Origin of the sequence: Halomonas sp. A3H3 (genome assembly GCF_000982975.1) — a bacterium.
Lineage (GTDB): Bacteria > Pseudomonadota > Gammaproteobacteria > Pseudomonadales > Halomonadaceae > Vreelandella > Vreelandella titanicae.
Genome location: NZ_HG423343.1, coordinates 5,191,822 through 5,204,014 on the forward strand (window position 1 = coordinate 5,191,822; position 12,193 = coordinate 5,204,014).

Consider the following 12,193-nt stretch of genomic DNA (forward strand, 5'->3'; position numbering starts at 1 on the left):
GCGTTACTGTAACAACGGCTTGTTAACGCTTGTCTGCTTTTACCTACACTTCGATATCGGCAAGATTGCCGTAATCTTCCAGCCATTTTTTGCGATCACCGGCACGCTTCTTGGCCAGCAGCATATCCATCATTTCCATGGTGCCATCGCCGACGGTCAACGTCAGCTGTACCAGTCGCCGAGTCTCCGTCGACATGGTGGTTTCACGCAGTTGCAGCGGGCTCATCTCACCCAGGCCCTTGAAACGCTGCACATTAGGCGTGCCGCGCTTACTGGCCAGTTGCTTGAGAATGGCGGCTTTTTCGCTCTCATCCAGGGCGTAGTGCACTTCTTTGCCCAGATCAATCCGGTAGAGGGGCGGCATCGCCACATACACATGGCCTGCGTCTACCAGGCTCGGAAAATGGCGTACAAACAGCGCGCACAGTAGCGTGGCAATGTGCAAGCCATCGGAGTCGGCATCGGCGAGAATACAGATCTTGTGATAGCGCAGCTTTTCCAGATCAGCGCTGCCGGGGTCAGCGCCAATGGCGACGGCGATATCGTGCACCTCCTGGGAACCGTAGATATCGTGGGTTTCCACTTCCCAGGTATTCAGGATCTTACCGCGCAGGGGCAGTATCGCCTGGGTCTCGCGGTTACGCGCCTGCTTGGCACTGCCGCCAGCGGAGTCCCCTTCGACCAAAAACAGCTCGCTCTGGGCAGGGTCTTGGCCGGAGCAGTCCGCTAGCTTACCGGGCAAGGCCGGGCCGGACGTGACCTTTTTACGGGCGACTTTTTTGGCTTTTTTCTGGCGATTTTGCGCCGCGCTGATGACCAGCTCGGCAATCGCTTCGGCTTGATCCACATGGTGGTTCAGCCATAGCGAGAAAGCATCTTTAACCACGCCGGAAACAAAACCGGCAATCGTGCGCGATGACAGCCGCTCTTTGGTTTGCCCGGCAAACTGCGGGTCGAGCATCTTCACTGAGAGCACAAAGGAGGTGCGCTCCCAAAGGTCATCAGCGGTGAGTTTGATGCCGCGGGGCAACAAGTTGCGGTATTCGCAGAATTCCCGCAGCGCGTCCAGCAGCCCGGAACGAAAGCCGTTTACATGGGTACCGCCCTGAGGGGTGGGAATAAGGTTAACGTAGCTCTCCAGCAGCGCTTCGCCGCCTTCTGGTAGCCATTGAATCGCCCAATCGACACCGTGCTCGTCGTCATTGAAGTGGCCTACAAAAGGCTCCTTGGGCAGTACTTCATAACCATCGGTGGCTTCAACTAAGTAGTCGCGCAAACCATCGGCGAACTCCCACTCTGTGGAAGTGCCGTCAGGTTCTACCAGCGTGACTTTCAAGCCGGGACACAGCACCGCTTTGGCACGCAGCAGGTGTTTCAACCGGGTTAGCGCTAACTTGGGGCTATCGAAGTAGCTCTCATCCGGCCAGAAACGCACCAAAGTGCCACTTGCCCGCTTGGGGGCTTTACCAATTTCATGCAGCTCTTCGACTTTCTCACCGAACTCGAAGGCCATGGCATGGCGTGCCCCATCCCGGGTAACTTCGACATCCAACCGGCGCGATAGCGCATTAACCACCGAGACACCTACCCCGTGTAGGCCGCCGGAGAAGCGGTAGCTAGTGGAGGAGAATTTGCCACCCGAGTGCAATTTGGTAAATATCAGTTCAACGCCCGAAACACCGTGTTCAGGGTGTAGGTCGATGGGCATACCACGGCCATTATCCTGCACCTCAATCCCGCCGTCGCTATGCAGCACGACGTTAATCATGGTGGCGTGGCCCGCTAGCGCTTCATCGACGCTGTTATCAATCACTTCTTGAGCAAGGTGGTTGGGGCGTGTGGTGTCGGTATACATACCGGGACGCTTACGTACCGGCTCGAGGCCCGACAGGACTTCGATGGAACTCGCGCCGTACTGAGAGGCATCAAACTGGGTCATGTAACGTCGGTTCCCTGAAAAATCGTACTGGCAGCCATATCAAATGCTGAAAAGTGTCATTGCCGACTTGCAAAGAGGCACAGGATAGCGGAAAAGCAAAAAGCTGTATATCTAGCCATGCTTATCAATGGCAAAGCGGAAAGGGCTTCCCCGTCGATAAGTCTACGAGGGGGCGCTGTAACCCCATCCCTGGGCGCTATATTTGCCATCTGCCCGCCATGGACGGCGGAAATGCCGGAATTGTATGGAACATATTCCGGCCATGGCAAATGACCCCCTCTACGACTTATCCACGGCGCCCTTTCTGTATGTGCTCACAATATACTAGCGACAAAATTGCACCGCTCACTCCTGCTCAGCCGCCCAAAATGCTTCAATCAATCCCTTACTGGAAGCATCCATCCGCGATAGATCTCCCTCATGGTCGATAATTTTTTGGGTATCCGTGGCAATCTGTTTGCCTAGCTCAACGCCCCACTGATCGAACGGGTTGATATCCCAAATCACCGCCTGAACAAAGACTTTGTGCTCGTAAAGGGCGATAAGCGAACCCAGGGTCGCTGGGGTGAGCTGGTCAAGCAGCACCGTCGTCGAGGGCTGGTTACCCCGATAACGCTTGTGCTCTGGCCGTGGGCCGTCGTCTTCCAAAGCGTCATCACCAAGCATTAATACGCGGGACTGCGCAAAACAGTTGGCCAGTGCCAGGCGATGCTGGGTTTTAAGGTGGCGGCGGGTATCTGGATCTTCCACCTCATCGTAGCGCTTGAGCGGCGCGATAAAATCACACACCACCGGTTGAGTGCCCTGATGCAATAGCTGATAAAACGCATGCTGGGCGTTGGGGCCAAGCTGCCCCCAGAGCACAGGGCAGGTGGAGTAGTTAATCGGCTGGCCTTGACGGGTAACCGACTTGCCGTTGGACTCCATCTCAAGCTGTTCAAGATAGGCGGCGAAATACTCCAGGCGCCCATCGTAGGGCAGAATGGAGTGCGCGCGGATATCCAGGAAATTGACATTCCAGATGCCCGCTAACGCCAGCAGCACGGGCAGGTTCTCCGCCATTTCTGCCTCAGCAAAATGGCGGTCCATGGCGTGCGCACCGGCTAAAAACTCGCGGAAATTCGCCATCCCTACCACCAGCGCAATGGGTAAGCCAATGGTGCCCCATAGCGAGTAGCGCCCGCCTACCCACTCCCAGAAGGTCAACTGGTGATCGTCAGCAATGCCCCACTCGGTCATTTTCTCAGGGCTCGCCGACACACCAATAAAGTGCTGACGCACCACCAACTCAGCGCTAATCGGCGTCGCACCATGCTGGGTCAAGCGGCTAAGTAACCACTCCCGTGCGGTGTTAGCGTTGGAAAGTGTATCAATGGTGGTGAACGACTTGGATGACAACACAAAGATAGTGGTTTCAGGATTCAACCGGCTCAGATAGTCCGCTAACTGGGAGCCATCCATGGTGGAGGCAAAATGCACCTCAACCGGATGAATATCTTTGGGTCGGAAATCTGCCAAGGCATGGGTGACCATTAGTGGACCTAGATCTGAACCGCCTACGCCCAGGTTAACCACATGCCGAATCGGCTTGCCGGTGGCACCACGCCACTGCCCTGCGTGCAGCCGGCTGACCAAGCGCTCCATTTGGGCAAGGCTTTCATGCACGGCAGCGACGATATCTTCCCCCTCAACCTCAAGCGTCGCATCGGCGGGTAAACGCAGCGCCGTATGTAACGCCGGGCGGTTTTCGCTGACGTTCACTCGCTTACCGCTCAACAGCGCTTCAATAGCAGAGGGTACGCCCGCTTCACTAGCCAGCGTAAACAGATGTTCGAGGGTATCATCATCCCAGCGCTGCTTGGAAAGATCTAGCGTCAAGCCCGCCACCTGGCGAGTAAAGCTTTCCCAGCGGGAAGGCTCGGTGCCAAACAGCGTTTTCAAGTGGACATGCTGCAGCGTTTCAGCGTGATGCTTTAACGTCTGCCATGCCGGTAACGTATCGGGTGTAGCGCTTGATGCTGAGGCCATTTAGCTTCTCCAGTGGCGTCGATCCATGCAGCGGGGTTCATTAAACAGGTTAATAACCTTAAACAGGGCTGTTCTATGTGAGTCTATGCTAGACAGGCCTGTTCTAGTCAATTAAGGGCGCGTAAACTAGCACGCCTTTTCCATGATCCCGGCTTGCCCATGAGTGATGCATCTTACCGTGACGCTATCTTTTCGACACCCCTTGACCGAGTCGCGCGGTTCTCTTTCGACGAAAAGGTGGTCGCCTGCTTTCCTGACATGATCCGCCGATCGGTACCCGGCTACGGGCAAATTCTTGGCATGTTGAGCTTAATTGCCCAGCGCCACCTGCGCCATGGCGCCCATGTCTATGATCTAGGCTGTTCGCTGGGCGCTTCCGGCCTTGCGCTGGCAGGGGCGCTGGCGCCTGACGCCTTTCGCTATACGGGCGTTGACCTATCGCCCGCCATGGTCGCCCAGGCTCGGCAAACCTTTGCTGACGAGTGCCCAGCGTACGCTATGCAGGTCGAAGAAGCCGACATTCGTACCCTAGAGTATGCGTCTTCGGGCATGATCATTCTCAATTTTACCCTACAGTTTCTACCCGCCGCCGACCGCGATGCACTACTGGCGCGGCTTTATGCAGCGCTGGAACCCGGCGGCGTGCTGATCCTCTCGGAGAAAACCGTCGACGCCGACGAGCGCGACAACGCCTGGCGGGTAGAACGCTACCACGATTTCAAGCGCGCCAATGGGTACAGTGATCTGGAAATCAGCCAGAAGCGCACCGCTCTTGAGAACGTACTGGTGCCGGATACCCTCGATGCACTTCATGGTCGTTTGAAACAAGCAGGTTTTCCACGTTCGATGACCTGGTTCCAGTACCTTAACTTTGCCTCGCTGATTGCGTTTAAGGAGGGTTAAAGGTGGCGCCACTACCCGACGATCATCGCGCAATTTATCAGGCGTTTTTAGATCAAGCCACGCTGGATGCCTCGCTAACGCCCTGGCTAGCGAAGCTACCCGAGCAGTTAGCTCACGGGCTTGACCGTAACCGCCACGGCGATTTATCCGCCTGGGAAAAAGCCGTGGCCAAGCTTCCGGCGCTGCCCGCTGAGCGGCGCGTGGATTTAAACAGCGACACCGTCAGCGTTGATCTCGATCTTAGCGATAGCCAGCAGCGCCAGTGTTTTAACCTGCTAAGAAAACTCGCCCCCTGGCGAAAGGGCCCTTTTCAACTGGGTGGCATTCATATTGATACCGAGTGGCGCTCGGACTGGAAGTGGCAGAGAGTAGCTCCCCACTTGGCGCCGCTAAAATACCGTAAGGTACTCGACGTGGGGGGTGGCAGCGGTTACCACGCCTGGCGGATGGCTGGGGCAGGGGCTGCTTTCGTATTAGTAATTGACCCTTCGCCGCGCTTCTACTGGCAATTTCAGGCGGTACGCCACTTCGTCGGCGATACCGATGACGGAAGAACGCAGTTCTTGCCCGTGGGTATAGAAGATGTGCCGGAGAACCTGGGCTTTTTCGATACGGTATTTTCCATGGGCGTGCTCTACCATCGCCCTGCCCCGTTGGAACATCTTCAGCAGCTAAAAGCCGCGTTAGTTCCGGGCGGCGAGCTGGTGCTAGAAACCCTGGTAGTCGAAGGCGACGAGCAGACCGTATTTGTGCCCGGCGAGCGATACGCCGCGATGCCCAACGTCTACTTCCTGCCCTCTTCTCAAGCGCTCTGCCATTGGCTGGAGCGCTGCGGCTTTACCAACGTGCGCGTGGTTGACGAAGCCGTTACCACGTTAGACGAGCAGCGATCGACGGAGTGGATGACCTACCAATCGTTGGCCGATTTTCTCGACCCCAACGACCGCACCCGCACCATTGAAGGCTACCCCGCACCACGGCGGGCGGTGATTTTGGCGAATAAGCCGGGCTGATTAGCCGTTAGCCAAGTGTGCGAAGAGGGTGTCAAAACCGTCCCGGCGTCCGCCAAGCCGCCGCATTGAATTGCCCCCCAAATATTGACTTATACTAAAACTCATAGTAACAGTAACTTTTCCGAGGGGTGCCTGTTATTCAGGCTGAGATGGAGTTATCCAAACCCTTTGAACCTGATCCGGCTGATACCGGCGTAGGAACGGACATAAACCATATATGAACCTGTTTTGACACCTACGCCTGTATTATCCGAATCTCAATGCAGGAGTGTATCGTGTCGCAAGGTAACTCAACGCCCGCTAACGCATCTACGCTCAGTAGTACCTCCCCTTTTAACACGTCTGATAAAAACCGCCTGAACTCCGTACTTGCCAAGCCACGCTTGGCAGCAATCGCCGTAACTCTGCGTAATAATGAAGTTCTCCTCGTCCAACGCAGTAAAGAACCTCAACGGGGCACTTGGGGCTTCCCCGGAGGATCAGTGGAACCGGGAGAAAGCCTACATTGTGCAGCAAAGCGCGAATTAATGGAGGAAACCGGTATCACAGCATTGGTAGGACCGTTAATTGATGTAGTAGAAGTAATCGGATATGACCCAGAGGGAAGTCACCACCACTTCGCCTTGGTTGCCCTTTTATGTCACTACGTTGATGGCGAGCTACGGCCTGGTGATGATGCTGCGGACTGCCGCTGGGCGAAAGTTATAAACGGAAAACTCAACTTCAATGAAGCCTTAGCTGATCACGTCGCAGATACTGTCGTGAAAGCCTTTAATTTGCACAGTTTGATCGTCAAAGAAAAATCAAACGCGATTCACAGCTCCAATTCAGCTTTTTAAACTACTCGCCATCATTCGTATCAGCAAAATACGCCTCTTTGTCCACCGAAAGAGATGAATATAATGATGCACAAACATTATACGAATTTCACCAGCCTCTACAGAGATACACTGCATAAAATCTGCTTTGAATATGAATATGTTAACTCACCTAGAGGAAATAAAGAGCGAGAACTCATTGGCTTCAATATCCGACTCGACAATCCTCCTGATCGTTTTTGTCTAAGCAAAATACGCAAACAAAATATTGTTTTTAATTATGCAGAAGCGTTATGGTATTTATCAGGTAAAAACGACTTAGCATTTATTTCCTGGTACGCCCCTTCAATGCAACGCTACAGCCCAGATGGTATAAGCTTACCTGGTACTGGTTACGGAGCTCGTCTTAAAAACTTTGGTGCAGACACGCTCGATCAAATCGAACGAGTGATTGATATCCTTAAAAATGACGATCCCGACAGTAAGCGCGCTGTCCTTCAAATATTTAGTGCGGAAGAAGATCTTTATCGACGCAATATCGACGTTTCATGTACCTTGGGTCTTCAGTTGCTACTCCGCGAAGAAAAGTTGAACATGGTCAGCTATATGCGTGCAAATGATGCCTACGTTGGCATGCTGAACGATATTTTCTCTTTTACTTTCTTGCAAGAGTATATTGCTGCCCGCATAGGCTGCAAAATCGGTCACTACACACATCAAGTTGGTTCTATTCACGTCTATGAAAGCACACATGAGCGTGCGCTTGAACTTTTGAATAGTAATGAAACTATACCCCAGCCAGGCACAGTACCTTTAATGCCAATTGGCACCTCCCCGACGACCATACGCAAACTATTGGAATATGAGTCAGAGATCCGTAGCGGCTTGTTGACGTTTAATGATATGGCTAATCTTAACCTAACGACGTATTGGCGAGATGTGCTGATGTTGTTCTGGATCTATCGCCAAATCAAGATAGGGAATGCGCTGCCTCAAAAGGCGTTAGAGATAATTAACCCCTACTATCAACCGTTTCTTATTAATCGCTGGGGATAGTACAAGCATTCATACATGAGCAAATATTAGGGGATTTATTTTTATGAATACTAATTGGACTGAACAAAATATCGCCGAGCTTTTTGACGCTTATGATGATTGGGTGGAGAATGCTTTTGGCTATCAACCACTCATCGCGGAGTTAACCTGCTCTTATGGCAAGGGAATTAGTGTATTGGACTACGGCTGTGGCAGCGGCAAAGTGTCCAGAAGATTAAGAGACGACGGATTCGACTATGTCACCGGTGTTGACATCTCTCCAACAATGATTGAAAAAGCAATATCCGCAGGCACTAACCGTCTTCGCTTTGAGCAAATCCATGGTCCAAATTTGCCATTTCCTGATAACAGTTTTGAAGCTGTCATTAGTTGTTTTCTGTTTATTAACATTCCCGAAAGACGTGAACTAGTACGCATCACTACGGAAGTAATGCGCATACTTAAACCTGGCGGCTCCTATTACATCCTCGACACTCATCCTCAAACCACCGGAGTCGATTATCCGACCTACCGCAATGGAGAGCATGGTATTTCCTATCAAGACGGAGATAATCGCCCAGTCTACCTCACGATACCGGGAAGGCAGCAACCATTAGAGATTGTCGACAAACAATGGGGTTTATCCACATATCGAAATACATTCGCCGCAGCGGGGCTTTCACTAACCACAGAGCGTAATCTACCATTTGACAATTCGCAGTTGCCAGTTCATACGAGTGAATTCCGCACTCTACAGGACACAAAACCCTATATTCTACTGCGCGCCACAAAGCAATAAAGACAGACAATAGGTATTAACTAAGTGCCTATGCAAAAGTAAATCAGGTATAAATATCTAGTAAGCTACTGATTTTTTTATAACCTTTAATGCACGAAAAATTATGCATAGACACTTAGTGGCACTGAAAACACAGCTTCAATACACGCTCACCGCCGCAAAATCACCAGCCAGCGTCCCAGGTTCATAACACTGGCCAGCGAGGCGGCCACGTAGGTAAACGCGCAGGCGGTGAGTACGTGCCGGGCACCGGGCATATCGTAAGGCGGGACGTACTCTTTCAAGAGCGGCAGCGCGCGGTTAAAGCTGGCATCAAACTCAACCGGCAGAGTCACCAAATGTACCAACGCTGCGGTGCCAAAGCTGATCACCGCCATGGCAATTACAATGGCCAAACCACCCGGCAGACGCGTCAATAAAAACAGAAAAGGTGCAGCCATCATCAGTACAGCGCCGAGTTTCTCAGCTTTTTGGGCAACGCCGACTAAGCGGCTACGCGCCAGTAGCGGCGCGTAACCCTGGTGATGCTGAATGGCGTGCCCTACTTCATGGGCAGCCACCGTGACGGCCGTTAGCGAACGCCCATCGTAGTTATCCGGTGAAAGACGTACGCAGCGGGTTTCTGGGTCATAATGGTCACCATACTCAGTGCGCTCAACGCTTGCGCCCTCAATCCCCAGTCGGCGCAGCAAATGATCGGCAAGCTCTGCACCCGTGCCCGGGTAATCGTCACGGCCGCGGGTATGGCGTTTAAGCACCCACTTGGCCCAAACATTGGGGAGCACAAATACTGCCAGCGCAAAAATGATCAGCACAACAACCATGGCAGCCCCTATCTACAAATAACCGTCGTTAAACACACTTCTTCGTAGCGTACTTTTACCATGGGGACTGACTTGGCAACAGCGTTATGCGGGATCGTTGCGGTGCTCCTCAACTTCGCGCTGTACTGCCGCTAAGCCGTGGGCAGAGATATCGCCCTGGGCGTGGGCGTGTTCGGCAATCAGCACGCTATCTGCGGCGAGCACTAAATCACACTGGATGCCGGCCAACTCATCCCGCAACCGCTGGATCGCCTGCTCGCGCCTGGGGTTTTTATCCACTTGACGAATATAAATCGCTTTAATCCGATCTGGGTAGGCTTTCACTATCTCGGTATACACTTCTGGATCGTGTTGACCGCTATCGCCAATGAGAATACACGGCATATCATTATAAAGCGTCAACATACGGTCGATCAGTTCGCGCTTATGCTCTTCTGCACGGCGCGGCCAAGGCTTGCGCAAAGAGATGCCCCATTCGCGTAAAAAGATAATCGGCCCAACGGGGATGCGGTTGATCTGAAAAAAGGTTTCGAGCATTTCGTATATCGCCCAAGGGCCACGGGATACATACAAAATGGGCCGCTCAGCGCGTTCACTAACGCCACGATGTAAAGCTTGATAAAGCGGCGCAACACCGGGGAAAGCGGTGCGGCGATGAGGTTTTTTAACAAATAAGCGATAAAGCATTTTGAGCTTTTCCGCCACCCCGGTAAACATAACGGTGTCATCAATATCACTGATGATCAGCAAATCCGCCTCTGACGGAGGTACATAAACTTCTACGTGAGTACGTACCGGCGTCTGCCCCGAGCAATGCACTAAAATATCGGCGCGGTGCCAGGAGACATCAATGGGCAGGGTGTGACTAATCGGTAAGTGGACGTCGAAATAGCCATCTCGATCCGTGCCGACGCAGAGCTTATTTTCGCCGATATGAATTTCTACCTGCGCATCGGCCAGCCCCCGGCGTAAAACGCGCCGTGCCACGTCCGCAGTATCGCGTAGCATGCCATGGCGAGGAATGGCTCGACCTAGTGCGGCTTGGCGAAACACCCGGCCCATGACAAAAACTTCACGTTGGGAACCATAGCCGCGGTAAGGATGAACCACCATTCCGCCGCGGCTACTGTCTCCTTTGATAGGTTTGGCAATAACGTGGACAAGCCTTTTGATAAAGCTTGTCCACTGACGCAATACGCTCATCAAGCGTGTTGACCGGAGTGACGCCCTTCCTGCAGCTCTTCGAGTAACTTGGCGTTAAAGGCATCCAAGTCCTTCGGCGTACGGCTGGTCACAAGACCGCTGTCCACAACAACTGGCTCATCGACCCACTCAACGCCGGCATTGCGTAAATCTTGCGCGACGCTGTGTACCGAGGTCATGCGGCGGCCTTCAACCACGCCCGCATTAATTAAAATCCACGGCGCATGGCAAATAGCAGCAACAGGCTTACCTGCCTGGAAAAACCCTTTTACAAAACTCAAGGCATCGTCGTTAATGCGCAGTTCATCGGGGTTGAATAAACCACCCGGCAGTACCAAGGCGTGGTAGTCAGACTCACTGGCATCAGCAAGGGCTTTATCGGCTTCATAGGTGTCGCCCCAGTCGGTTTCCGCCCAAGCGCGGACTCCTTTACCGTCGGGGGTGACCACATGAACCTCAACACCCTCTTTCTGTAAGGCGGCGCGCGGTACGCTCAGCTCAGACTCTTCAAAACCAGCTGCGGCTAAAATAGCAACACGCTTACCGTTTAGTGCTTGTTTCATCATGCTCTCCTTTTCGTGATGATTTGCGTTAGTAACGCCCCACTAGTGTGGCGTATATTGAATCAGGGTCAAGCTCTCCTGCTGACACCGCAGATTAGCGAATAGCGCGCTAGGCGTTATGCACAATCCTTCCTAGCTCAGCAACATCATAACCCCCTAACTGTGTTGCCCTCTCGGCAAAACGCGCTTGATGAGCAAACGCCAATAGTCGCTGTATTGAAGGCTCGAAATAGCTGCGCCGCTGCATAATCAAATCAAACGGCTCATCGCAAAGTGTAACGAAGCCGAGATGCTGGCGATGGGCGGCGGCTTCAACCCCCAGCCCAACATCCGCCTCGCCCTGACCAATGCTAAGCGCCAAATCATCTTCACTTAAGGAGGCATGGCGCGCCCAGTTGATCGCCGAGCTTTCAATGCCTGCTTGTTGTAGCAAACAGTGCAGCAACCGTGCTGCTCCAGCGTCGGGCTGGCGATGCGCCACGCGGATCCCGGGCCGTTTTAAATCATTTAGCCCAGAGATGCTCATCGGGTTGCCAGCGGGTAAAAGCAGCCCTTGGCGGCGCTTTGCCCAGTGCACTATCAACAGATCACGCATGCCGCTTAAGCCGAGCGCGCTGGGTTCGTTATAGCGCTGAGTAGAAGCATCCAGCAGATGAATACCCGCCAGCATCGCCTTGCCGTCAAGCAACCGCCGCACGCCGTCGCCACTGCCTTGGCAGAGCATCGCCAAATCAGAGCCGCTTTCCCGAATAGCCCACTCCAACAGCGGATCCTGGCTACCGGCCGCTACTAGCGGCACTGATAAACGCTGCGCCTGATCGCCTTCTAAATGGTTCAGCACCCATAAATCGATCTGTTGGCGGGGAAACAGCAACTTTCCCGTTACCCGACTACAGGGGATCTGGCCTTGGCGCACCAAGTCATACACCTTGCGCTCTTTTAAGCGCAAATAGTCAGCGACTTCTGCGGTGGTCAGGTAAGTATGTGGTTCAGACATCGCAAGGTAGCCTCGCTGGGTAAAATGCAAACCTCTTTTGTATTTTAACTGCATATGACTGCATAAATTTC

Annotated in this window: 11 protein-coding genes and 1 riboswitch; of the genes, 5 read left to right on the forward strand and 6 right to left on the reverse strand. The window is 53.1% G+C overall.

The features are described from left to right. Nucleotides 1–43 precede the first annotated feature (43 nt). Together parE and pgi are read right to left on the reverse strand one after the other, a co-directional pair. The gene (parE, locus tag HALA3H3_RS23610) at nt 44–1,939 is read right to left on the reverse strand and encodes a DNA topoisomerase IV subunit B (RefSeq protein WP_022524004.1); all 1,896 of its coding nucleotides are present in this window, start codon (nt 1,937–1,939) and stop codon (nt 44–46) included. Nucleotides 1,940–2,284: 345 nt separating this feature from the next. Next, nucleotides 2,285–3,967, reverse strand: a complete 1,683-nt coding sequence (gene pgi / locus HALA3H3_RS23615; protein WP_009287734.1) for a glucose-6-phosphate isomerase — start codon at nt 3,965–3,967, stop codon at nt 2,285–2,287. A 159-nt stretch (nt 3,968–4,126) separates the two neighbouring features. On the opposite strand from pgi, the gene cmoA reads away from it, so the two are divergent. The 5 genes from cmoA to HALA3H3_RS23640 all read left to right on the forward strand — a co-directional run bounded on the left by cmoA (nt 4,127) and on the right by HALA3H3_RS23640 (nt 8,535). Further along, nucleotides 4,127–4,870: a carboxy-S-adenosyl-L-methionine synthase CmoA gene (gene cmoA, locus HALA3H3_RS23620; protein WP_022524005.1), complete on the forward strand. Its 744-nt coding sequence runs from the start codon at nt 4,127–4,129 to the stop codon at nt 4,868–4,870. 2 nt (nt 4,871–4,872) lie between these two features. After that, nucleotides 4,873–5,883, forward strand: a complete 1,011-nt coding sequence (gene cmoB, locus HALA3H3_RS23625) for a tRNA 5-methoxyuridine(34)/uridine 5-oxyacetic acid(34) synthase CmoB (RefSeq protein WP_022524006.1) — start codon at nt 4,873–4,875, stop codon at nt 5,881–5,883. Nucleotides 5,884–5,997: 114 nt separating this feature from the next. Further along, nucleotides 5,998–6,101, forward strand: a riboswitch (TPP riboswitch). Nucleotides 6,102–6,158: 57 nt separating this feature from the next. Next, complete coding sequence (locus HALA3H3_RS23630; RefSeq protein ID WP_022524007.1) at nt 6,159–6,722, forward strand: NUDIX hydrolase; 564 nt, start codon at nt 6,159–6,161, stop codon at nt 6,720–6,722. Nucleotides 6,723–6,785: 63 nt separating this feature from the next. Next, the gene (locus HALA3H3_RS23635; RefSeq protein ID WP_022524008.1) at nt 6,786–7,757 is read left to right on the forward strand and encodes a thymidylate synthase; all 972 of its coding nucleotides are present in this window, start codon (nt 6,786–6,788) and stop codon (nt 7,755–7,757) included. Nucleotides 7,758–7,800: 43 nt separating this feature from the next. Beyond that, nucleotides 7,801–8,535 (forward strand): class I SAM-dependent methyltransferase, encoded by a 735-nt coding sequence (locus tag HALA3H3_RS23640; protein ID WP_022524009.1) that lies wholly within the window; start codon nt 7,801–7,803, stop codon nt 8,533–8,535. A gap of 149 nt (nt 8,536–8,684) precedes the next feature. Here HALA3H3_RS23640 and HALA3H3_RS23645 read toward each other — a convergent pair whose 3' ends face one another. From HALA3H3_RS23645 to HALA3H3_RS23660, 4 genes are all read right to left on the reverse strand, one after another. Then, complete coding sequence (locus HALA3H3_RS23645; RefSeq protein ID WP_022524010.1) at nt 8,685–9,359, reverse strand: zinc metallopeptidase; 675 nt, start codon at nt 9,357–9,359, stop codon at nt 8,685–8,687. Between the two features lie 84 nt (nt 9,360–9,443). Beyond that, nucleotides 9,444–10,472, reverse strand: a complete 1,029-nt coding sequence (locus HALA3H3_RS23650) for an App1 family protein (RefSeq protein ID WP_238326108.1) — start codon at nt 10,470–10,472, stop codon at nt 9,444–9,446. Between the two features lie 89 nt (nt 10,473–10,561). Beyond that, nucleotides 10,562–11,125 (reverse strand): type 1 glutamine amidotransferase domain-containing protein, encoded by a 564-nt coding sequence (locus HALA3H3_RS23655; protein ID WP_022524012.1) that lies wholly within the window; start codon nt 11,123–11,125, stop codon nt 10,562–10,564. Nucleotides 11,126–11,234: 109 nt separating this feature from the next. Continuing rightward, the gene (locus HALA3H3_RS23660; protein WP_022524013.1) at nt 11,235–12,122 is read right to left on the reverse strand and encodes a helix-turn-helix transcriptional regulator; all 888 of its coding nucleotides are present in this window, start codon (nt 12,120–12,122) and stop codon (nt 11,235–11,237) included. Between the last annotated feature and the right edge of the window lie 71 nt (nt 12,123–12,193).